Below are 22,510 nucleotides of genomic sequence, written 5' to 3' on the forward strand. Positions count from 1 at the left end.
ATGCGTTTCAACTGTTTATTTCGTGATTGTCAGGTTTACGTATTCATTCCAAATGAATCAGTGAGTACTGTTGATTATATATTATTTGTTCCGTACTATTGTGGCGGCAATAAATTATTAAAAAGGACTAAATCATTTCACAATGAAATTCTTCATAGATACTGCAAATCTGGCACAGATTAAAGAAGCAAACGACCTGGGCGTTCTTGACGGTGTTACCACCAACCCTTCCCTGATGGCTAAAGAAGGCATCAAAGGCGAAGCTAACATCCTCAAACATTATGAAACAATTTGCGAGCTGGTAGATGGTCCTATCAGTGCCGAAGTATTGTCAACCGAATTCAACGCCATCGTTGAAGAAGGTAAGAAGCTGGCTGCCATCCACCCAAATATCGTGGTGAAGGTGCCCATGATCAAAGACGGTATCAAAGCGCTGAAATGGTTCACCGACAACGGTATCAAAACTAACTGTACACTGGTATTCTCTGCGGGCCAGGCTATCCTGGCTGCTAAAGCAGGTGCTACCTTTGTATCTCCTTTCATTGGCCGTATTGATGACAGTAACTGGGATGGCGTTGAGCTGATTGCCCAGATAGCACAGATCTACAGCATCCAGGGCTTCAAAACCGAGATCCTGGCGGCTTCTATCCGTTCTCCTTTACACATCATCAAATGTGCTGAAGCCGGTGCAGACATTTGCACATGTCCGCTGGACTCAATCCTCGGTCTCCTGAAACACCCGCTAACTGACATCGGTCTGGCTAAGTTCCTGGAAGACGCTAAGAAAATGTAGTCTTATTTTTAGATGGTATACTCCCCGGTGCACGCCATGCATCGGGGATTTTTTTTTTGTTGTGTGACCACGAGGGCACCGGGACCACCCATCTTCAATTCGATCCAAACATACGACCTAACAAAGCCTGTTATGTTTTGTTGACAACGTTTGTCGTAAACGCCGATTCCCGGTTAACCGCCTGTGTCACAAACACCGAATCCGGGATTACCCTGTGTAATACTGGTTCCCGGGGCTACGCCCTGCGTTACAAACACGAATCCCGGGGTTGAAACCCCGCGCTACAAACACCGGAGCTCCTGGCGGAGTTCGATCATGTTTTGTTAATGACGTTTATTGTAAACACTGATTTCTTTCATTTTTTTCTGAAAGTATTGTAACTTTGAGCAGCATTTATAATTTCCGGCGTTTGAATACATAGTGTCGCAAGACATAAGCAACGTTCATTTCGAATTTATTTCTTTGATTGCTAAATGATTGTATTATGATTCAACCGAATATTCCGGAAACAGGAATGCCCCGTGTAGTAATTGTAGGTGGTGGTTTTGGTGGTATCAACTTAGCCAAAAAACTCAAAAACGCCCCCGTACAGGTGGTAATGCTGGACAGAAACAATTATCATCTCTTCCAACCCCTCCTCTACCAGGTATCTACTGCTGGTCTTGAAACTGATAGCATTGCTTTTCCGCTTCGCGGCATCTTTAAACACCAACCCAACTTCTTCTTCCGTATGGCCGAGGTAACCGGTGTACGGCCTGCAGAAAATATCCTGGAAACAGGTATCGGAGATCTGCACTACGATTACCTGGTACTTGCCACAGGTAGCACCACCAACTTCTTTGGTAACAAGATCATTGAAGAACATGCTATCGGCATGAAATCGCTCATCGAGGCGGTGCAGATCCGTAATTATGTGATCAAACAATTTGAGGAAAGTCTGCTCCTGGGGGACGAAGAGCAGATCAAGTCAAAACTGAACTTTGTAATGGTGGGCGGAGGTCCTACCGGTGTTGAGCTGGCAGGCGCTTTCGCGGAACTGCGTAAATATATAATGCCGAAAGATTACCCGGAACTGCCGGTATCTCTGATGAACATCTACCTGATTGAAGGTAGTGGCCGTATCCTCAACGGCATGAGTGAACACTCTTCCCGCAAATCGTTGGAAAGCCTGGAGAAACTTGGTGTGAAAGTATTGTGCAATGCTGTAGTGAAAGAATACGATGGCAAGACACTTGTGCTCAGCAATGGCGAAACACTGAAGACCCAGTCGTTACTGTGGGCTGCCGGCGTAAAAGGTGTGCCGGTAGCAGGGATTCCGCAGCAGTCCATATTACCCAACGGCCGTATACAGGTGAATGAATTCAACCTGGTGAACGGTACACTCAATATTTATGCTATCGGAGACATTGCCCAGATGGTGAATGATCCGAAGTTCCCGAAAGGTTATCCAATGGTGGCGCAGGTGGCCATCCAGCAGGGCGGAAACCTTGCAGAAAATATCGTGAAGATGATCAAATCTGCCGGACGTGGTCTGAAAGCATTTAAATACAACGATCTTGGCAGCATGGCTACTATTGGACGTAATCATGCCGTGGCTGAATTTGCAGGAATGAAACTGAGCGGATTTATGGCATGGATGGTATGGATGGCCGTACACCTTATGAGCCTCCTGGGATTCAGGAACAAGCTGGTGGTGTTCAGTAACTGGTTCTACCGTTACTTTACTTTTGACCGTGGTACACGTATTATCATTAAACGTGGTGCTGCAAATATTGTGAAACTCCGCCAGACGGTTGTCAGCTGATCCCGCACAGGGGATTTGTAACACGACATATCATTCGCAGTAATAAAAAGGCTCTGCTTATACAAATGATATGGATGTGCGGATCTTCAGTGAGGCATTTGTAACGCGACAGATCATCCGCAGTAATAAAAGAACAAGGCGTTCATAGCTTGAAACTATGAACGCCTTGCACTTTTATGTTGATGCTATTTACGACTTAACATCGAGTTCAGTGTAGTGGTAGTCACCAGTTCATCGGCTCGTCCACCCAACGCGCGATAATAAACTAAGATCGTATAATTGTTCTCCGTTTCCCACCAGTTGCCTTCTGTCAACTGCGTATCAGGCTTACTGCCGGCAACTGTATTATCCACCAATGTATATACGTAGTTATAAAAACCCTGTTTCAAAAACAATGTTCCTTCATATGCTCTGCTGGCGGGATTAAATACCATCTTATTACTATCGTTACACTCATAGTTCGTCAGCTCTCCCAATATGTACATGTCGTAGCCTGCATATGGCTCGGGAACAGGGAAAGAGAAATGCACAGTCGCATAATCTCCTTCAAAGAAAGGATCGTAATCATCCAGCGTGGCGAGATAGTACAATCCGTTGATATCTTTGATATACTGGTACATTTTACCGCCTCTTTCAAAGTCGGGAAGGGCATAGACATCGGTATGATCTTTTGCATACTCTGTGGTCTTCACCCTTTCTGTCTGCAATCGGAAACTTCGGAGATCTATCCAGCGCCACTCCTTACCTGCCGGCATCACACAGTCCACCTCCCAGTTATACTCCAGCACATTGCCTTTAATGAACAAAGGACGTGGGAATTGGATGGCATTATCCCAACGATAGTTTTGTAAGATGACCACTTTCATCTGATCAAAGGGGTTTATCACATTCAGTCCGGCGGTATTGACAGAAAAGTTGATCTTCTGGTGTGTCCGGAAGATCTTTGGCGTAACCGGCTGCTGGATAAAACCGCTTACACTGGCTTTATTGCCTATTACCAGCATACGGCGTGTCAATACCAGTTGATCGGTATCGCTGTCCAGGTAAACCTTTAGCAGATAATTGCCTGACCTTGTCGGATAACAGTTCTGATTGGGCAGCTGTACGGAATAGTGGGTATATTTCTGTAAAGCGATGCTGGAAAAACGGTAATTCTGTATCCTGTTCTCAGAGAAGCCCCGCAGGTACTCCACCTGGTTGATCTGTGCCCTTGACCAGTCTGCATTACACAGGACGAACGTGTAAAAGTAGTTCTTCACGTCGTTATCAAGATCATCAAAGCTCAATTCCAGCTTTTCATCGCCATTCAACGTAATAATGGGATAACTGAGCTGATCGCCGGCCTGGTTCAGCTTTACCGACCGGATATTACTGTAGTAAACGTGGTCAGGACCATTGGTATTCTCCTGCGCAGCTACCGGTAGAACGTATGCCAGTAAACATAGTACCGGTATACAGAAGAAGGTTTTTATCTTCATAATAGCATTTCAAGTAACCATTAAGGTACTATTTTTTCAATTTGTACCGTGCAGCTTCATTATAAGCGGCCGGCTGTTTATGATTATATTCAATACATTTGTCTTATGAATTTGCCATTCTTCATTGCCAAGCGGATTGCCTTTAACCGGTCATCTTCCTTTTCAAAGTTCATTATCAATATTGCTATTGCAGCCACGGGGATCAGCGTAGCAGTAATGATACTGGCTGTGGCCCTGGTGAATGGTTTCCAGGAGGCCGTCCAGCAGAAGATATTCAGTTTCTGGGGACATATGCACATTACCCAGTTCCAGGCGAATGCCGGTCCGCTGACCGAACAATTTCCCTTTGCCGGAGATAGCTCCATGGTAACAGCACTCAAACAGATAAAAGGTATCAATACAGTAAACGCTTATGCCACCAAATCTGCTATAATAAAAGCAGAAAAAGATCTGGAAGGCGTCATCTTCAAAGGTGTTGACCGCCATTACAACTGGGGGCATCTGCAGCAATTCCTGCAGGAAGGCAGTGTTATCCACTATAACGACAGCAGTTATGCGCCTGAAGTGTTGATTTCCGTCAGGCTTGCGAGAGAATTACAACTGAAGCTGCATGATCCGCTTATAATCTATTTTATTCAGGGACCGGGACAAGCACCCAGGGCACGTAAGCTGACCGTCAGCGGCATATTTAAGACAGGCATTGAAGAATATGACAAAACGTATGTGCTGGGCGATCTTGAACTGATCCGCAAACTGAATAACTGGGAGCCCGGCAGCGTTGGAGGATATGAGATCTTCATGGATGATTACCGCCGGTTTGAAGATGTAAGCAGCGCTGCTAATAATGTCATTCCCGCTCAACTGTTCATTCGTTCTATTACTGACATCTATCCTAACATTTTCGCCTGGCTGCGTTTACAAAGTAAAAATAAGACCATTGTGCTTGTGATCATGTCCATTGTGGCGGCCATCAACATGGTCACAGCTATTCTTATCCTCATCCTGGAGCGGACGAACATGATAGGTATCCTGAAAGCGCTGGGTTTACGGAATCGCAGGATACAGGCAATATTTGTTACTCAGGCGGCTTATATCGTGATGGCAGGGATTGTACTGGGAAATATCCTGGGTATTGGTTTAGCTATTCTTCAGCAAACCACCGGCCTCTTTAAATTGCCAGAGGAGTCCTATTACATGTCTGTAGCAGCTGTTTCCCTCGTCTGGTGGCATATAGCGCTGATTGACGTCGGTACCCTGGTACTTTCTATAGCGGTATTGATGCTACCGTCCCTGATTATCAGGAGGATCACGCCTGTGAAGGCGATACAATTTAAGTGATTGCTGACAACGACATCAACAAAGAAGTCCCTAGCGATCAGACTAACAATCTTCCACAGATGATACCGGCTGCGACGCCGGCATTCAGGGATTCCGCTCCTCCCAGTCTTGGGATGGTAATCTTATAGGTACTGGCAGCAATCACGGCTTCACTCAGTCCCCGGGATTCATTACCGATCAGGATAATGCCTTCTTTTAGTGTCGAAAATTCGGTGATATTCGTGCCATGTAAGGTAGCAGCATAAGAAGGTACGCCGGCCTGCTTCAGTAAAGTAACGATGTCACTTTCAAGGATATTTACACGGGCGATGCTTCCCATCGTAGCCTGGATGGTTTTCGGATTGTAGGCATCTACACAATCAGGTGAACAGATGATCTGACGGATGCCGAACCAGTCGGCTATACGAATGATGGTACCGAGATTACCAGGGTCCTGAATGGTTTCCAGGGCCAGGGAGACAGTCCCTTTTAAAGCTGCGGGTGTTACTCCGGCAGATCCGGGAATATCCAGCAGGGCCAATGCCTGATTGGGTGTAGTCAGCGCTGACAGCTGCTTCAGCACACTTTCTTCCACCTCAGTGACCCGTACGGCGGGTGTACGATCCAGTAAAGACCTGTGAGTACTGATCCAGTCGGCAGTTGCATACACCTCCTGCACGGGAACGCCTTCCTGCAGAAGCTCCGGAACGATCTTATCGCCTTCAGCAATGAACTGGCCGGATTTTTGACGGTATTTTTTATGCTGTAATGATTGAATATACTTAATTTGCGCCTTCGACAACATAGAGCCAAACCTACATGAATTCTTTTAATCGGCAAAGCCACGCGGACTGGCCTCTATGGAAATAAACAGAAAACAAAGCTTCTAACTATTAATAATTGTATTGACTCTGATGCAGCAGCGGCCACATAGTTCCCTTATTATTTATCTGAACTATATAATCATCCTGATGACCACACTGGCGCTGGCTGCTTGTTCCAATACAAAATACCTGCAAAAGAATCAGGTGCTTTATGTGGACAGCGACGTGGACGTGAAAGGAGAAGCATCTACTGCTGAAAAACAGGATATCCGCGCCTCACTTACTTCCAAACAACTAATGCTGCAACAGTCCAATACTTTGTTTATGGGTACCCGTTTCAAGGTATGGCTCTACAACCAGAAGTACAATGAAAAAAAGTCCAACTGGTTCTGGAACCTGATGCTGGCGCCCCGCAACCTGGAAGAACCGGTGATCTATGATTCTACCAAAACCAAAGAATCTGTCAAACGCATGGTCAGCTACCTGAATAACCAGGGCTATTTCTATGCTACCGTCGATTACGAGGAGTCCATCAAGCGGCAGAAAGTCAATGTCACCTACAAGGTCAATACCGGTAAGAACTTTGTGATCAACAAGATCCGTTATGAAATACCGGACACCAATCTGCTGAAACTGGTCAAAGAAAACGAGAAACTCGCGCACATCAAGTCAGGTATGGCTTACAAACAGGAGGCACTGGGCAGTGAGCGTGAAAGACTGATGCGCGTGATACGCAATGCAGGCTATTATAAATTTGACCGCAATGCAATCGAATTTGAGATCGATACCCTTCATAAAACGCTGTTCCGCAACCTCATGAACCCTTTCGAGGGGATCGTTAACGTGTATAATGAGCGTAAGGGGCAGGACAGGCCGAAAATGGATATCACCATCAAGATCTGGAATCCGGAGGACCCTTCCCTCCATTACGAGCAGTATACGCTCGACAGCATTATTGCCTATCCCGATTACCCGGTGTATGGCAGTACCGCCGACTCCCTGTTCAAAACTACGCAGCGCCGCGACCTGATCATCCGCTATCGTCAGGACATCCTGAAGCCGGCCGTACTTTACAGGTCAGTTCTCCTGAAAAAGGACGAACGGTTTTCCCAGCAGCGTACCAACGATGCCATCAGCCGTCTCTATGACCTGGGCGCCTGGCAGTTTGTAAACCTGCAGTACAGGGAAAGCAAAGACAAACCAAATACGCTGAACACTTATATCTTCATGACGCCCAAACGCCGTCAGGAGATAGGTGCCAACTTTGAGGTCAGCACCAGCTCTGACTACCTCGTGGGTAGCGGTGTCAGCCTGAACTACCGGCATCTGAATATAGGCCGTTCAGCTACCCAACTAAATATCAGCCTGAACACCGGCGTTGAGCTCATCCGCACCCAGGGCAACTGGATGTTACAGTCGCAGGAAATAGGCGGGCAGGTCAGCCTGATATTTCCGCGGTTTATTACTCCTTTCCGTATTGCCCAGCGCAACCGGTCTACCGTGCGTACGAGGCTGACAGCAGGGGTCGATTATCTGACCCGTTCTGCCAAATTCTATATCTCCAACGTGAATGCGTCTTTCGGATATGAGTGGAATCAGAGCCTTTATAAACGTTGGATCGTCAAACCGATCTCCCTCAACTATGTGGGGGTAAATCTGAATGCCGGGTTCCGCGATAGTATCGTGAATAAAAATCCTTATCTGAAGAGGAGCTTTGAGCCTGCGTTTATTGGTGGTGAGAATGTCACTTACATCTACAGTAACAATGATGTACTGCATCGTAATCATTACTCTTATTTCCGCGCCAATGTCGAAGAGTCCGGTGCATGGCTGAATGGTATCAACAGCCTCTGGGGTAGCATTTCCGGGAAAGGCACCGATCTGGAAAGCCTGACCAACATGCCGATTGCCAACTTCCTCAAATTAGAGGCTGATTACCGCCATTACTGGACGCTGACTGATCATACAACGCTCGCTACACGTATTTACGGTGGTGTGGGCATTCCTTACGGCAAATCAGACGTAATGCCATATATCCGCCAGTTTACAGCTGGTGGCCCTAATAGTATCCGTGCATGGCGGTTGCGTACGCTTGGGCCAGGCACGTTCAAAGATAGCTCCATCACTGCCAGCAATTTCCCTGACCAGACCGGCGATATGAAGCTTGAGGGCAACATTGAATATCGTTTTGATTTATTACGCCTGTTCAATGGTAGTATCAATCTTAAGGGTGCGACATTCCTGGATATCGGGAATATCTGGATGCTGAAGAAGGATACTGTTCGTCCGGGCGGTGAGTTCAGGTTGCAGAATCTATACCGCGATCTCGCAATGGGTACCGGGGCTGGATTAAGACTTGATTTTTCTTTCTTTTTGATAAGGCTGGATTGGGGTGTACCTATCAAGGTACCGTATTTTAAGGGAAATAAGAGTGGATGGTATTTGAGTCAGTGGCAGCTGGGCGATGCCACCTGGAGGAGGAATAATATTATTTGGAACGTGGCAATAGGATATCCGTTCTAGGCAAGCCCGGGCGCAATACACCAATAGAGCCGGGCGTCGGCCGCGGTTTCAGGCGGGACTGCTGGCGGTGCCAGCAATCTCCTATTTCTTCACAACATTCTTCGCTTCCTCAATAAACTGCTCAATATCCCAGGCATCCTGCAGTTTAAACTCTCCTATTCTTGTACGGCAAAGACTGCTCATATAGCCCCCTACCCCGAGGGCGGCGCCGAAATCATTTGCCAGGGAACGGATGTAGGTACCGGTACTGCAGACAACACGAAAGTATACTACAGGCATTTCTATTTTAGTGATCTCAAATTCCTTAATGAAAACGGTGCGGGGTTCCACTTTTACCTCGACTCCCTTGCGCGCCAGTTCATAAATGGGCTTACCATTCTGTTTGATGGCGGAATGTATTGGAGGAAGCTGTTGCTGCTCGCCAAGGAACTGGCGGGTAGCATCATGGATCATCTGTTCCGTGATGCCGTCCAGTGGCTTGAAATCAGTAGGTTCCGATTCCAGGTCGTAGGTGGGAGTGACAGCACCTATAGTGAAAGTACCGGTGTATTCTTTCTCCTGCGCCTGGTATTCGTTGATCTTTTTTGTCATTTTGCCTGTACAGCAGATCAGTAGTCCTGTAGCCAGCGGGTCCAGGGTACCGGCATGACCGGTTTTTGCCTTTGTCGTGTTCCTGATCTTTCTTACGATATCGAAAGAGGTCCATTTCAAGGGCTTGTTGATAAGTATTACCTGTCCTTCTTCGTAAATGTTTTTTTCTGCTGTCTGATTCATCCCGCAAAGATAATAGAAACCCGGAATGCAGCGTTCATCCTGTGATATACCATACTGGTTTAAAATATGCGCTTTTTCACTATTTTCACGCAATTTTCATAATATGTCTTTAATACAACACAGCAACGCGAATGTCAGATATCAGCAACAGGTGGATAATTCCATTAACTATGTGCTGCCTTTTATAGATGCAGCCATGCCGGTGACGCCCGATCTCCGGATAATGGAAATAGGCTGTGGTGAAGGAGGCGTATTAATACCTTTCCTGGAAAGAGGTTGTCATTGTGTAGGTGTAGACCTTTCAGACGATAAAATTGCGCTGGCACATGATTACCTGAAACAGTATGTTGACGCGGGTAACATGCAACTCATCAACAAAAATATTTATGATGTTGATTTCCTGGGTGAGTTTAAACATTCTTTTGATCTCATCATTCTGAAAGATGCCATCGAACATATACCTGACCAGGCAAAGATCATAGGGTATCTGAAAAATTTACTGACGCCGCGTGGGCAGGTTTATTTCGGATTTCCACCCTGGTATATGCCACATGGCGGCCATCAGCAGACATGTGAGAGTAAAGTACTGAATATGATGCCTTATATCCATTTGCTGCCTAATCCGCTCTACAGGGGCGTTTTGCGTGCATTTGGAGAGCCACCGAATATCATTGCAGAGTTGATGGAGATCAAGGAGACAGGGATCTCTATTGAACGTTTTGAACGTATCGTGAAGGAACAGGGATATAAGATCACGAAGAAACAATTCTACCTGATCAATCCTATCTATAAATACAAATTTGGGTTGAAACCCCGCTTGCAATGGGGACCTGTGGCTGCAATACCTTTCGTGAGAAACTTCTTTACGACCTGTGTTTACTACATGATCAAGGCGCAGTGATGAGAGATGATATCATGTGACCTTACGAAGATCACTCAGGATACAATAAAGGAAAAGCTCCCGCCAAGGCAGGAGCTTTTCCTTTATTGTATAATATCGTTTTGACTATTGTTCTTCACCCGAATAGCTTAGTCATTGTTCCAGATCTCCCAACTCGCTTCTGCCTGTAATATCAGCATTTCGTGACCATTCTTGATTGTCGCGCCCCTGTCTGCACCTTGTTGCAGGAAGGCTGTTACAGCAGGGTTATAAATCAGATCGTACAGGAGATGCTTATCGGTCAATTGCTCATATGGTAATGCAGGAGCTGCGTCCACATTGGGATACATGCCTAAAGGCGTTGTATTAACGATCAGTGTATGAGATGCCATAATGGAAGCATCGAGTTGTTCATAAGAGATCGAATCAGCAGCAGCCTGCCGGCTGACCAGCTTATAGGGAATGTTCAGGCTTTCCAGCACATACTGTACGGCTTTGGCAGCGCCACCGGTACCAAGCACCAGTGCCTTATTATGGTGAGCTTTCAGCAAAGGTTCCAGCGATCTTCTGAAGCCGATAGCATCGGTATTGTAGCCTACCTTACGTCCCTCTTTAAAGCGGATACAATTGACAGCTCCTATTTGTGCGGCAGCGGGACTCAATTCATCCAGGTAAGGCATCACGGCCTGCTTATAGGGAATGGTAACGTTCAATCCCTGCAGGTCAGGATATTGGGCAATCAACGCAGGTAATCCGGCTATTTCCGGTATAGGGAAGCTCTCATACATGCAATTCCTGATACCCTCACGGGCAAATTTCTCGGCAAAGAAACCTTTCGAGAATGAGTGACTAAGTGGATACCCAATAAGACCGTACACCTTCATAAAAATGGATTATGCTTTATCCAGGAACAGGTGGAAAGTATCTCCTCTGAGGCCGATACGCATTGCTTCCAGCGAGATCACTTCATGTGGCGCCAGGTTACCCAGGTTCACATTACAACCGATCAGTTCCAGGAAATACAATTGCTGTGCTTTCTGCGGCGCTTCCCAGATGATCTTTTCTGAAGGGACCTTTGTGAGGATCTCCTGTACAAGACCTTCCCTTACTTCACCGGAGCCGCGATAGATACCCACGTTACCACTTTCACGGGCCTCAGCGATCACATAAGTAGCGCCGGCGCCCAGCTCGGCGTTCATGAGTTCAATCCATTTATAAGGAGGAATGATATGTTCTGCATCTTTAGAACCTACTTCACTCAATACGACAGCTATCTTCGACAGCTTCTCGATATAACCACATTTCTCAGCATGTGGGATGGTAATAGAACCATCAGATACTTCAATATGTTTGATACCATAATCCTTGATCACGTTCACAAACTCATCAAACTGATTACGGATAAGAAATGCTTCAAATAAGGTTCCGCCGAAATACACAGGAATATTGGCAGACTGGTATAATTCTATTTTCTGGCGCAGGTTAGGCGTTACAAACGAAGTTCCGAAACCCAGCTTCAGGATATCAACATGTGGAGACGCTACTGATAAAAAATTCTTAGCTTCTTCCAAACTTAGCCCTTTATCCATCACCATGGTCAGACCATGGTTACGAGGTTTCTTTGTCCGATCGGGAATTTGTGTCAGATTAAAATTCATTTGAACGTTTTTTTTCGTCTTGACGGTCTGTAAACCAAACAACTATACTTCACTGGTTTTCTGGAATAGGGATCTGCCCATCTTTATTAAACCGGCGCAAAATTAACATATTCCGGTTTAAAGAGTTTCAAATAAAAGATTTTATCAAAAAGAAAATTTTCTATCTCATAAAACACTAAATACCAGTAAATTAAAATAAAAAATGCGTAATATTTAGTGCAAAATTACAGCACATAATATTACGCATTTAAGGAACAAGGGTTCCTGATAAGAGCTTTATTACTTCCCTTTTTTGGTACGTTTATACCTGGTGATAAGTTCTACGATACCGGGATGTTGCAACAATGTCGGATCCAGTTCTATCAGTTTCTTCACATGTTTTGCATTCACCTGAAGCGCTGTTTCCAGTTGTAACATACCTTCCTTGGATTTACCGGTTGCAAACATAATAGCAGCCCGGTAGTATTGCAGAACAGGTTTGTGCCCTACTTTCTGTGTGGCGGCTTCCAGCTGTGACAGGGCTTCTTCAAAGAAGCCGGAAACATAGAGACCGCGAATAAATTCCTGCCAGGGAGTGATGCTGGAAGGGCGTATGCGCACAGCTGCAAGGAGATGGATCAACCCCTCCTTGTTCTTGTCCAGTTCAAGATAACATTGGCCCAGTGCTATCAGGTATTCAGCGCTGTTCTTATTGATCTTGATAGCGCTCATGATTGATTTGATAGCATTTTCCCAGTTGGCCTCGGTCATGTAAGCAATACCGATCTTGTAGTAGAGCTTATCATCGCTGGGGCTTAAATGGGATGCTTTACGGTAGTAATAGCGGGCCTGGGTATATTTACGCTGACGTTCGTAGCAGTGCCCGATAGCCTCGTAAATAACATCTTCCGGTTTAGCGATCTCCAGGTGCTTCTTCAGCACATCAATTGCTTCAGCATATTTACGCAGCCTGATATAGGCATCGCCCATATTGCGGTATGCATAGTCGAATTTCTCATCAATTACGATAGCGTACTGATAAGCATCGATCGCTTTTTCGTACAGTTTGAGTCCCTGGTAAGCGGTGCCGAGATTAAACCAGGCCAGCTGATTGTAGGGATGCTCATTGATGATGTTGGTATGGAGGCGTATACTTTCTTCATTCCGGCCGGTAAATTCCGTCCAGAAGCAGATTTTATGCAAAGCCTCTTCGTTATTTGGATCATGTTCGAGCGTAAGGCGCAAACAGTCAAAAACCTTTTCGAACTCTTCACAGTCGTCATATACATCGGCCAGTTCCAGCAGTAATTCGGTCTTGTCTTCTCCCTCAAATACGGCAATCTGTTCTTCCAGCACAGCTGCAGCTTTTTCGTGCTGGTTCATGGCAAGGTATACGTCAGTCTGCAGGATGTAGAGGTTAATATCTGTACTATCCAGTATGGCTGCTTTTTCCAGCAGATCCATTGCTTCCTGGTATTTCTTTGATTCTATGAGTAGATTGGCCTTTTTGAGTAAAAGAGTAGAAGAATAAGGGAACTGTTCAATAGCCATTTCAGCAGCCTGCATGGCATTAGGAAGTTCATCATGCTCATCATAGTAGTCTATGATCAGTTCGAAAGAATCCTCGTCGAGAAAGGAATGAGACTGGCCAGCTTTCAGGTTTTCAAACTGCTGCAACAAGTCTCTTAACTCCTCAAAATCGTCGTTTAAAAATGGAAAGTCTTGATTCATTAATGTAAATATAAGTATTTTTTGAATCGGGCGCCCATCACCCGGGGCTCCCCAGATTCTTTAAATTATTTAACATTACTTTAAGATTTTTTCGTATCTTCGTTAAGAATTTGTTATATAATATATAGAAAAGTTTGTACATTTGTGATACAATGAAACAGATAACTAACATATTGCAGACCTTTTCATTGTCTTTTTTATTGGCTGGCATCCTCGTAATATCAGGATTGACGGCTAAAGCCAACGATAATTTAACCTCCGATAATAAAGACAAGATAAAGAAGAACGAAACAAGACTTTCTCTGGCAGGTTTGTCAGGGAAGACTAACCTGAGCCTTGATGCAGGATTTCGTTTTAATGGTGCTATGAGCTCCAACTTTAAGCTGTCAGAGAATAATTCCTGGAACTTTAAGTCAGTAATGACTATCAAGAAAGGAAATGTAACATATGTTTTGCCATATGCTACACAAATACAGCCACCTTCCAACATGAATTTTCATCAGCTGCACATAGTGTTGCCACTGAGGAAGAACTGATCGCATTGACTACTTTGCAAACAGCATAAAAAAAAGGTTCCGTCTGAAACGGGACCTTTTTCTTTTTATGCTTGGTATTGGGGGCCATTTCCTGCCCCGGGGCATTGCCCCTACCGTGTATCCCAACCCTCGAATATGCCATACAACTTCCACCGGATGTTCAATATCTTCCCGGTACCAATCCGGTACCAACGGTGTACCAATGGCCTCATCTTATGTTCATCTTACGTTCAAAACGTAAGATGAACATAAGATGAGGCCATTGGTACACCGTTGGTACCGAATACATACTATAGGGATACCCTATCGTGAGACCTCTTTAACAAATGCAACTACCAACACTACTGTCATCTACCCTATCAAAAACAAAGGGTTCTGTTAAAAACAGAACCCTTCAAAATTATGAGGCAAAAATCTGATCAACTTCCCATTTTCAGCAACTCTTCGCGGCTGATCTCCTTATACCCTGACTTAGGCGCATCAAAGAAAGATCCAGGGACTGCATAAAGGTCAACCCTGGTTGCCACTACGTGCATTCTGGAGCCGTTTTTATTGATGATCTCAAACTGTAAAGGTATACCCTTCAGATTCACAAAACGGCGGTTGTATTGCTTGTTTTCCGGCAAAAGGTCGGTAGTATAGTAAACCTCGAATGTCTGCCCGTCAGGCATTTTACCAATCGCCTTTTTACAGTTATACCCTGCAATCTGCTTTGTTTCCGCAGCATCTTTGAACTGCACCTGTGCATATTCCTTCAGCTCTTTGGTATATTCTTCCTTACCAGCGCGGATCAGGTATTTATCACCATGATTGTCAATCAGCGTTACCACTGTTTCTTCACGGCTGTTAATGAGATAGCTGTAGTGTACAGATTTAAAATCTATATCTACCCTACTCAGGTGTCCCTTCATGTATTGGGTGAGTGTGCCGCCTTCAAAGGAGGGATCTGCCTGTGGTGGTGTTTCGATCCTGTAAACGATCTTCGCGTCTGATACCAGTCGCTGGGCGAACAGGCTACCAGTGATCAGGCAACAGCATAAAAGTGTTAAAATAGCTTTTTGCATGACAGTAATGTATTTCATCCGCAATGTTTTAAAGTTAAGGCCGGATGTCACCTCGCATAATATTTCCGCTGTATAGGGATCAACTATGCCTGACTTCATAGGTTATATTGAAAAAATCATACCGGATTACCAAACCATTTTTTCCTTATCCAGAAACGCTTTTATACCCCGCTGACAATCAGTATGTTCTCTTGTTTCCGCGTTTAACCGGGCTGCCTGTTCCAGGGCATTTTCCAATGGCTGGTCAAAGACGGATGTGATCAGCTTTTTGGTTACTTTCAGGGAGTTGGCAGAAGCGCCGGTACAGAGATCGTCTGCTACTTTGGCTACATGTTCCGCGATGCGGTCGGCGGGTATCACGTCATTCAGCAAGCCGAAATACGCGGCTTTTTCAGCGGTGATCAGTCTTCCGGTCAGCAGCAAATCGCGCGCACGCCCCTCGCCTATTTTTCTGACCAGGAATACCGCCACAAGGGCCGGAATGAACCCGATCCTCACTTCGCTATATCCCAGTTTTGCTTCTGGTACGGCATAACTCAGATCACACAGTGTGACGAGACCACAGCCACCGGCAACCGCATGTCCTTCTACCTGGGCGATTACTACTTTATCGTGATAATAGATCTGTTGCATCAGCTGCATCAGTTCTTTTGAATCAGCAAGATTCTCTTCTCTTGTATTTAATTGGAGTTGCTGGAGATATTCAAGGTCTGCCCCGGCGCAAAATGCTTCACCGGCGCCTTTCAATATGATCACCTTTACATCGGGATCAGTTTCCGCCTGCTGGAAAGCGGCGCGTAATTCTGCTACCATAGCGCCGTTCAGCGCATTGCGTTTTTCAGGCCGATGCAGCGTTATACTGGCTACACGGCTTTTAACATCATATAGGATATGTTCGAAAGCCATTATTTATGGATTGGCGATTTCAGATCGCAGAATGAATATAACAAGAACTTGTTAAATTCCGTGATCCGAAATCGCCAGCTTTCCGAAATGATGTTTCTATCGTGCTATTTCCTGAATTACATGTCCGACGTTACCGCTCGGCATCTGAATATGCAAGAGTGCCGCGATGGTAGGAGAAATATCCGTCATACCCATAGTGCGGTTGCTCTTACCGTGAGGGATCCCCCATCCCATCCATACCAGTGGAATATGCGCATCATACGCATACCACAGACCATGCGTAGTACCTGTTTTTCCACCATCAATGTATCCTGGCTGGAGCACTATCTGAATATCACCACTACGTTTTCTGTTAAAACCGTTCGTCATCATTGAACGCATTGGTTCTGCCAGTGTGGTCGTCATCAGCTCCTGCAGCGGGAAGGCATTGCTGATGGCAGGATCTTTCAGTAAGGCGCTGATAATGAGTTCACGTACATCTTTTGAAGATTTGCCTGCTTTTTCAATGGCTTCATGATTCAGGTATAACTGGTAGTTGCTGCCACCGGCAATGGCTTTATCCACACCGGTTTGCTCCTTTACCAGTTTATTCAGGTCACTTACAGCTTTTCCCTCACTCCAGACACCGCCGGGGAGCTTATTTTCCTGCATAAAGCCGGGAACGTGTGCAACACCATGGTCTGCAGTGATGAAGAACAGGTATTGTCCTTTACCAACAGCAGCATCCAGGTATTGGAAGAAGGCTGCCAGGTCTTTGTCAAGGCGCAGGTAAGTATCTTCGATCTCAATGGAGTTAGGGCCGAACTGATGACCTACATAGTCAGTGGATGACAGGCTGATAGCCAGCATGTCGGTGGCATCACCTTTTCCCAGCTGATACGCCTCCAGAGCTTTTTTGGCAAATTCCAGCGTCATGGTATTACCAAAGGGGGTAGAAGAGATAGTCTTGAAAGGTGTACCGGTTTCACCACCGAGTTCGTATGGGAAAACAGGCGCTTTACCAGGTTTGAAAGTTCCTTCGTAGGGCTTATTGTCAGCAGTGCTCAACTGATAAGTCTCAAGAGGGTATAAAGTTGTCCACGGATGGCTGAGATAACGTGCCGGCCATTTCATACTATTAAAGTCTGCGGCCCAGTCAGGCAGCTGATTCATGTAATAAGTACTTGTTACCCAGTTGCCGGTACCACCATCATACCAGTAAGCAGCGGTAGCGCTGTGACCTGCCGGGAGGATGGCGCCACGATCTTTGATAGCCACACCCACAACTTTACTCTTGAAATTGGTGGCTATGCGCAATTCATCACCAATGGTGGTAACCTGCATATTGCGGGGACTCATTTTACCGGCATTGGAGGTGCTGCCTACGGTGTTTACCGCAGTATCTTCGGCGCAATACATATCCCTGTTCAGGTCCCTGCTATACCAGTCATTACCTACTATACCGTGTATGGCGGGTACTGACCCGGTGTATATGCAGGTATGACCGCAGGCAGTAATAGTGGGGGTATAATTAATTAGCGTATTTTCGCAGGAGAAGCCATCTTTCAGTAACCGCTTAAAACCACCATCTGTATAGCGGTTAGCATAACGATAGAGATAGTCCCAACGCATCTGATCCACCACGATGCCAACCACCAGTTTGGGACGGGTAATTTTTTTAGGTTTCGCGGGTCTACTCCAGGCAGTGACGTAACCCGGTTTTGGAGAGGTAGCTTTCTGAGCGTCAGCAAATTGTGTAACCAACAGGGAAGCCGTTATGAACACACACGACAAGAACTTACAATTCATGATTTTTAAATACATTATTTATTATTCACATTTTCAAAGGTAACCCAAGTTTACAAAAACTAATATTTTAATACCTTTGTGCGGGTTTTCAATGATCACTCTTAATTATTATTTAACATATGGATATTTTTGAGAAACTGCTTAAGCACATGGGCCCTATAGGCGAACACTCTGACAGAGCCCATGGCTACTTTGCTTTCCCCAAGCTGGAAGGTGAGATTGGTCCCCGCATGAAGTTCAGGGGTAACGAGAAAATTGTCTGGAGCCTGAATAACTACCTGGGCCTTGCCAACCATCCTGAGGTACGTGCTACTGATGCCAAAGCAGCGGCGGAGTACGGTCTTGCCACTCCAATGGGAGCCCGTATGATGAGTGGAAACACCAACTTCCACGAAAAGCTGGAAAAAGAATTATCCGAATTCATGGGTAAGGAAGACACCACCCTTCTTAACTACGGTTACCAGGGTATCATGAGTGCGATCGATGCTATTTGTAACCGTCGCGACGTGATCGTTTACGATGCGGAGTGCCACGCAAGTATCATTGATGGTCTGCGTTTGCACCAGGGCCACCGTTATGTATTCAAACACAATGACATTGAAGACTGCGAAAAACAGTTAAAACGTGCAGAAGAGCTGATCAAAGCCAACGGTGGTACCGGCGGTATCCTGGTGATCACTGAAGGTGTGTTTGGTATGGCCGGCGATCAGGGTAAACTGAAAGAAATTGCCGCCCTGAAAGAAAAATATGAGTTCCGTTTCATGGTAGACGATGCACACGGATTTGGTACTATGGGTAAAACCGGTGCTGGTACAGGTGAAGAACAGGGCGTTCAGGACAAGATCGACCTGCTGTTCAATACCTTCGCAAAATCTGGTGCTTCTATCGGCGCTTTCATGAGCGGTGATAAAGCTATCATCAACTACCTGCGTTATAATATGCGTTCGCAGATCTTCGCGAAATCAATTCCATTACCGCTGGTAATCGGACACCTGAAACGCGTTGAACTGATGCGCAAAAACACAGACCTGAAGAACAAACTGTGGGATAATGTAAACAAACTGCAGAAAGGTCTGCGTGACCGCGGTTTCAATATCGGCAGAACGAATTCTCCTGTAACTCCGATCTACCTGCAGGGTGATATTCCTGAAGCAACTGCAATGTGTCTGGACCTGCGTGAGAACTATAACATCTTCTGTTCTATCGTAGTATATCCTGTTATCCCTAAAGGACAGATCATATACCGTCTGATACCAACAGCAGCCCATACCGACGAAGATATTGAGCTGACATTGAAAGCATTCAGCGAAACAAAAGAGAAACTGGACAGGAAAGTATATGAGGTAGCTGAAATACCAATGGTATAATAGATACACATATTCTATAGCGTATAAGAGAAAAAGCCCGGATCACATGATCCGGGCTTTTCTTTTACCGGAAAAATTAATGAGATCATGCAACTGTAGTGAATAACAGGTGCTTAGCAATAAAGTCTGAAAGAAAATTCACGGGAATGCCTATACTAACTGGCATAACTTTTGCGTTTATATTGGAACTGAGACAAAAAAGTAAACCCCTCGTTTATACGAGGGGCTTCACAACAAATCGTTCTTTCTCACTAGGTGTAAGTTTCACTTAGCTTTCATTAGGACATGGTAGAACAATTGGTCTTCATAGAATTAGGAATCATAAGATTCCTGGGATAAATAAACTAGGTTTCATAGGTCTGGAGCCATTCGGTTCCAGGGATAATAATTGTTCTGATTTCTGGATTTCATAGGGCCGGAATCCTTTTAATTCCGGGGATAAATTGGCATTGGCTTTCATAGAACAGGAATCAATCTGATTCCATGGGATAAATATTATTGGACTTGGTCCTTTTTATCGGACCTGGTGTATTCGCATTTCTCTTCATCAAAAGTAGTTTAAGCAGTGTGATATAAATTCACACGAAGATGGGATTTTGTTAATGAGTTGTTAAAAGGAATTAACAGTACAATAAACACTCCCCTTTTGTCAAACCCTTTACAGACGGGCATTCCCCAATTCCACATTTGTTATAAGTGTATGATGAACAGCTATAAAATGAGAAGAGGTATAACATAACACCCATGTGGGATATATGTTATACCTCTTACTTTTTTGAGTACCATTTATTACTATAAATGAGACTCTATAGCAACGTCATAAGGCAGTTTCCAGCTGGCAACTGTACCCCAATCTTCATTATCAACTACAACGTTTTCACCTTTCACCACGCCGATCTTTTCAACTTTCACAGAATGTTCAGTTGCATCGATCACACTGTGCAAAATAGCGTCAAATTTCTCCTTGTCTTCCGGTCTGATAGTTACCACCGCACGGCTCTGGCTTTCACCAAACAGGTAGGCGTCTTTACGGAAGTTGTGGTTGGTATGGATATCAAAGCCCAATCCGGAAGACATAGCGCTTTCCAGCAGGGATATAAACAGACCGCCTTCACTTACGTCGTGTGCTGACTGTATGATACCAGCTTTATTCAGTTTAGCGATAGTATGATGGAGACGCTGCTCTTCTTCCAGGTGGAAGTGAGGAGCGGGACTGTGCTCAATGCCGATCAGTTTATGCAGGTATTCAGAGCTGCTGATATCATTACGGCTGCGGCCCAGCAGGTAAACCAGGTCACCTTCCTGTTTGAAGTTGAGGGTGATCCGCTGAGACATATCATCCAGTATACCCAGCATACCAATTGTTGGAGTAGGATATACAGGACCATCAGGCGACTGGTTGTAGAAGCTCACGTTACCACCGGTAACGGGTGTATTGAATTTACGGCAAGCTTCACCCATTCCCTTGATCGCATGTACGAACTGATAGTATACTTCCGGATCATAAGGATTACCGAAGTTCAGACAGTTAGTGATAGCAACAGGCTCACCACCGCTACACACGATATTACGTGCTGCTTCTGCCACAGCTATCTGGCCACCTACATGCGGATCTGCATATACGTAACGGCTGTTACAGTCGGTAGTCACTGCAAGGGCTTTTTTGGTACCTCTTACAGTAACGATAGATGCATCACTTGGTGCATTGGTGCTGGCGTTTGCAGTACCTACCATGCTGTCATACTGGGTATAGATCCAGCGTTTTGAAGCAATGTTTGGCAGCTTTACCAGTCTTTCTGCAGCGAAGCGTGGATGCAGGGTATCAGGTATTTTATGAATATCGAAGGATCTGATCTTCTCGAAGTATGCCGGCTCTGTATAAGCACGGTGATATTGAGGAGCGCCGCCGCCGAGTACCAGGCTTTCAGCAGGAACATCCGCTTCCAGGTGACCGTTCAGGTAGAATTTCAGTTGTTTCTCTGTTGTTACTTCACCAATCTGTACGCAGTGCAGATCCCATTTCTCAAATATTCTCAGGACTTCAGCTTCCTTGCCTTTGTGCAGCACGATAAGCATTCTTTCCTGGCTTTCGCTGAGCAGCATTTCCCAGGCCTTCATGTTTTCCTGACGGGTAGGTACTTTATCGAGGTGAATGATCATGCCGTGTTCACCTTTTGCACTCATTTCTGCGGTAGAGCAGGTGATACCGGCAGCGCCCATATCCTGCATACCTACCAACGCACCTGTCGGGATGATCTCAAGGCATGCTTCCAGCAGTTTCTTTTCCTGGAAGGGGTCTCCCACCTGAACGGAGGGCAGGTCTTCCACGCTGTCTTCAGTAATGTTGGCGCTTGCGAAAGAGGCACCACCGATACCGTCTTTACCGGTAGCGGAACCTACGATGAAAACAGGGTTGCCGGCACCGTAGGAGGTAGCAGATACTGTCTGCCCCACTTTTACGACACCAACGCTCATTGCGTTCACCAGCGGGTTGGTACCGTAACAATCTTCGAAATATGCTTCACCACCAACGGTAGGCACACCGAAACAGTTACCGTAATGACCGATACCGTGAACGATACCTTTAATAAGATGTTGTGTTTTTTTATCGTTGATATTCCCAAAACGCAGAGAGTTCAGCGCTGCGATAGGACGCGCACCCATGGTGAAGATATCACGGTGGATCCCGCCTACACCGGTAGCCGCGCCCTGGAAGGGTTCAATAGCGGAAGGGTGGTTGTGGGATTCTATCTTGAACACACAGGCGTAACCATCGCCGATGTCCACCAGACCGGCATTTTCTTCACCAGCCTTTACCAGCAGGCGTTCACCTTCACGGGGCAGTGATTTCAACCAGACAATTGAGTTCTTGTAACTGCAATGTTCACTCCACATTACAGAATACATACTTAATTCTGTGAAATTCGGCGTGCGGCCCAGAATGCCTTTTATACGCTCAAATTCGTCTGCTGTAAGACCAAGTTGCTCGGCAGTTTCAACAGTAGTTTGGGAAAACTTATCTGTAGTTTCTACGTTAGTTTGCATGTAACTGAATGTATAAGTACGATAGATAAAAAAAGAAGATGCA

At 45.5% G+C, this 22,510-nt stretch carries 17 protein-coding genes; 7 read left to right on the forward strand and 10 right to left on the reverse strand.

Annotated elements, in window-relative coordinates; genetic code table 11:
• Positions 1-142 precede the first annotated feature (142 nt).
• Both fsa and L3C95_RS22715 read left to right on the forward strand, forming a co-directional pair.
• Positions 143-793, forward strand: coding sequence for a fructose-6-phosphate aldolase (fsa, locus tag L3C95_RS22710; RefSeq protein ID WP_089835205.1), 651 nt, complete (start codon positions 143-145; stop codon positions 791-793).
• A gap of 484 nt (positions 794-1,277) precedes the next feature.
• Positions 1,278-2,597 carry an NAD(P)/FAD-dependent oxidoreductase gene (locus tag L3C95_RS22715; RefSeq protein ID WP_236390997.1) on the forward strand — a complete coding sequence of 440 codons (1,320 nt, stop codon included), beginning with the start codon at positions 1,278-1,280 and terminating at the stop codon, positions 2,595-2,597.
• 185 nt (positions 2,598-2,782) lie between these two features.
• Here the strand turns inward: L3C95_RS22715 and L3C95_RS22720 are convergent, their stop codons facing one another.
• Positions 2,783-4,075, reverse strand: a complete 1,293-nt coding sequence (locus tag L3C95_RS22720; protein ID WP_236390999.1) for a DUF5103 domain-containing protein — start codon at positions 4,073-4,075, stop codon at positions 2,783-2,785.
• Positions 4,076-4,180: 105 nt separating this feature from the next.
• Here L3C95_RS22720 and L3C95_RS22725 point away from each other — a divergent pair, with 105 nt between their 5' ends.
• On the forward strand, positions 4,181-5,413 hold the full coding sequence (locus L3C95_RS22725) for an ABC transporter permease (RefSeq protein ID WP_236391001.1): 1,233 nt from the start codon (positions 4,181-4,183) through the stop codon (positions 5,411-5,413).
• Positions 5,414-5,450: 37 nt separating this feature from the next.
• Here the strand turns inward: L3C95_RS22725 and L3C95_RS22730 are convergent, their stop codons facing one another.
• Positions 5,451-6,197 carry a TrmH family RNA methyltransferase gene (locus L3C95_RS22730; protein WP_236391003.1) on the reverse strand — a complete coding sequence of 249 codons (747 nt, stop codon included), beginning with the start codon at positions 6,195-6,197 and terminating at the stop codon, positions 5,451-5,453.
• 109 nt (positions 6,198-6,306) lie between these two features.
• Between L3C95_RS22730 and L3C95_RS22735 the strand changes: the two genes are divergently transcribed.
• On the forward strand, positions 6,307-8,739 hold the full coding sequence (locus L3C95_RS22735) for a BamA/TamA family outer membrane protein (RefSeq protein ID WP_236391004.1): 2,433 nt from the start codon (positions 6,307-6,309) through the stop codon (positions 8,737-8,739).
• Between the two features lie 81 nt (positions 8,740-8,820).
• Here the strand turns inward: L3C95_RS22735 and truB are convergent, their stop codons facing one another.
• Positions 8,821-9,513, reverse strand: a complete 693-nt coding sequence (truB, locus tag L3C95_RS22740) for a tRNA pseudouridine(55) synthase TruB (protein ID WP_236391006.1) — start codon at positions 9,511-9,513, stop codon at positions 8,821-8,823.
• A 103-nt stretch (positions 9,514-9,616) separates the two neighbouring features.
• Here truB and L3C95_RS22745 point away from each other — a divergent pair, with 103 nt between their 5' ends.
• Positions 9,617-10,414: a class I SAM-dependent methyltransferase gene (locus L3C95_RS22745; protein ID WP_236391008.1), complete on the forward strand. Its 798-nt coding sequence runs from the start codon at positions 9,617-9,619 to the stop codon at positions 10,412-10,414.
• Positions 10,415-10,542: 128 nt separating this feature from the next.
• On the opposite strand, the gene L3C95_RS22750 is transcribed toward L3C95_RS22745, so the two are convergent.
• The 3 genes from L3C95_RS22750 to L3C95_RS22760 all read right to left on the reverse strand — a co-directional run bounded on the left by L3C95_RS22750 (position 10,543) and on the right by L3C95_RS22760 (position 13,761).
• The gene (locus tag L3C95_RS22750; RefSeq protein WP_236391010.1) at positions 10,543-11,277 is read right to left on the reverse strand and encodes a shikimate dehydrogenase family protein; all 735 of its coding nucleotides are present in this window, start codon (positions 11,275-11,277) and stop codon (positions 10,543-10,545) included.
• 9 nt (positions 11,278-11,286) lie between these two features.
• On the reverse strand, positions 11,287-12,051 hold the full coding sequence (locus L3C95_RS22755; RefSeq protein ID WP_236391012.1) for a phosphosulfolactate synthase: 765 nt from the start codon (positions 12,049-12,051) through the stop codon (positions 11,287-11,289).
• A 279-nt stretch (positions 12,052-12,330) separates the two neighbouring features.
• A complete protein-coding gene (locus tag L3C95_RS22760; protein WP_236391014.1) occupies positions 12,331-13,761 on the reverse strand; it encodes a tetratricopeptide repeat protein in 1,431 nt (476 codons plus the stop codon).
• Positions 13,762-13,913: 152 nt separating this feature from the next.
• Between L3C95_RS22760 and L3C95_RS22765 the strand changes: the two genes are divergently transcribed.
• Positions 13,914-14,297 (forward strand): hypothetical protein, encoded by a 384-nt coding sequence (locus L3C95_RS22765; protein WP_236391016.1) that lies wholly within the window; start codon positions 13,914-13,916, stop codon positions 14,295-14,297.
• 419 nt (positions 14,298-14,716) lie between these two features.
• Here the strand turns inward: L3C95_RS22765 and L3C95_RS22770 are convergent, their stop codons facing one another.
• The 3 genes from L3C95_RS22770 to pafA all read right to left on the reverse strand — a co-directional run bounded on the left by L3C95_RS22770 (position 14,717) and on the right by pafA (position 18,055).
• Positions 14,717-15,379: a hypothetical protein gene (locus tag L3C95_RS22770; protein ID WP_236391018.1), complete on the reverse strand. Its 663-nt coding sequence runs from the start codon at positions 15,377-15,379 to the stop codon at positions 14,717-14,719.
• A gap of 108 nt (positions 15,380-15,487) precedes the next feature.
• Complete coding sequence (locus L3C95_RS22775) at positions 15,488-16,267, reverse strand: enoyl-CoA hydratase/isomerase family protein (protein WP_236391020.1); 780 nt, start codon at positions 16,265-16,267, stop codon at positions 15,488-15,490.
• Between the two features lie 96 nt (positions 16,268-16,363).
• On the reverse strand, positions 16,364-18,055 hold the full coding sequence (gene pafA / locus L3C95_RS22780; protein WP_236391022.1) for an alkaline phosphatase PafA: 1,692 nt from the start codon (positions 18,053-18,055) through the stop codon (positions 16,364-16,366).
• Between the two features lie 119 nt (positions 18,056-18,174).
• Between pafA and L3C95_RS22785 the strand changes: the two genes are divergently transcribed.
• Complete coding sequence (locus L3C95_RS22785) at positions 18,175-19,422, forward strand: aminotransferase class I/II-fold pyridoxal phosphate-dependent enzyme (RefSeq protein ID WP_236391025.1); 1,248 nt, start codon at positions 18,175-18,177, stop codon at positions 19,420-19,422.
• 792 nt (positions 19,423-20,214) lie between these two features.
• On the opposite strand, the gene purL is transcribed toward L3C95_RS22785, so the two are convergent.
• Complete coding sequence (gene purL / locus L3C95_RS22790) at positions 20,215-22,467, reverse strand: phosphoribosylformylglycinamidine synthase subunit PurL (RefSeq protein ID WP_236391027.1); 2,253 nt, start codon at positions 22,465-22,467, stop codon at positions 20,215-20,217.
• Positions 22,468-22,510 lie beyond the last annotated feature (43 nt).

This window comes from Chitinophaga filiformis (assembly GCF_021646545.1).
In the GTDB taxonomy this organism is placed as follows: domain Bacteria; phylum Bacteroidota; class Bacteroidia; order Chitinophagales; family Chitinophagaceae; genus Chitinophaga; species Chitinophaga filiformis_A.

Excerpts from the sequence above, each read along its gene's own strand:
- L3C95_RS22785 (WP_236391025.1), top strand. The coding sequence starts at position 18,175 with ATGGATATTTTTGAGAAACTGCTTAAGCACATGGGCCCTATAGGCGAA.
- L3C95_RS22730 (WP_236391003.1), bottom strand. The coding sequence starts at position 6,197 with ATGTTGTCGAAGGCGCAAATTAAGTATATTCAATCATTACAGCATAAA.
- truB (WP_236391006.1), bottom strand. The coding sequence starts at position 9,513 with ATGAATCAGACAGCAGAAAAAAACATTTACGAAGAAGGACAGGTAATA.
- L3C95_RS22770 (WP_236391018.1), bottom strand. The coding sequence starts at position 15,379 with ATGAAATACATTACTGTCATGCAAAAAGCTATTTTAACACTTTTATGC.
- L3C95_RS22755 (WP_236391012.1), bottom strand. The coding sequence starts at position 12,051 with ATGAATTTTAATCTGACACAAATTCCCGATCGGACAAAGAAACCTCGT.
- L3C95_RS22725 (WP_236391001.1), top strand. The coding sequence starts at position 4,181 with ATGAATTTGCCATTCTTCATTGCCAAGCGGATTGCCTTTAACCGGTCA.
- fsa (WP_089835205.1), top strand. The coding sequence starts at position 143 with ATGAAATTCTTCATAGATACTGCAAATCTGGCACAGATTAAAGAAGCA.
- L3C95_RS22745 (WP_236391008.1), top strand. The coding sequence starts at position 9,617 with ATGTCTTTAATACAACACAGCAACGCGAATGTCAGATATCAGCAACAG.
- L3C95_RS22750 (WP_236391010.1), bottom strand. The coding sequence starts at position 11,277 with ATGAAGGTGTACGGTCTTATTGGGTATCCACTTAGTCACTCATTCTCG.
- L3C95_RS22720 (WP_236390999.1), bottom strand. The coding sequence starts at position 4,075 with ATGAAGATAAAAACCTTCTTCTGTATACCGGTACTATGTTTACTGGCA.
- L3C95_RS22765 (WP_236391016.1), top strand. The coding sequence starts at position 13,914 with ATGAAACAGATAACTAACATATTGCAGACCTTTTCATTGTCTTTTTTA.
- L3C95_RS22775 (WP_236391020.1), bottom strand. The coding sequence starts at position 16,267 with ATGGCTTTCGAACATATCCTATATGATGTTAAAAGCCGTGTAGCCAGT.
- L3C95_RS22735 (WP_236391004.1), top strand. The coding sequence starts at position 6,307 with ATGCAGCAGCGGCCACATAGTTCCCTTATTATTTATCTGAACTATATA.
- L3C95_RS22760 (WP_236391014.1), bottom strand. The coding sequence starts at position 13,761 with ATGAATCAAGACTTTCCATTTTTAAACGACGATTTTGAGGAGTTAAGA.
- pafA (WP_236391022.1), bottom strand. The coding sequence starts at position 18,055 with ATGAATTGTAAGTTCTTGTCGTGTGTGTTCATAACGGCTTCCCTGTTG.
- purL (WP_236391027.1), bottom strand. The coding sequence starts at position 22,467 with ATGCAAACTAACGTAGAAACTACAGATAAGTTTTCCCAAACTACTGTT.
- L3C95_RS22715 (WP_236390997.1), top strand. The coding sequence starts at position 1,278 with ATGATTCAACCGAATATTCCGGAAACAGGAATGCCCCGTGTAGTAATT.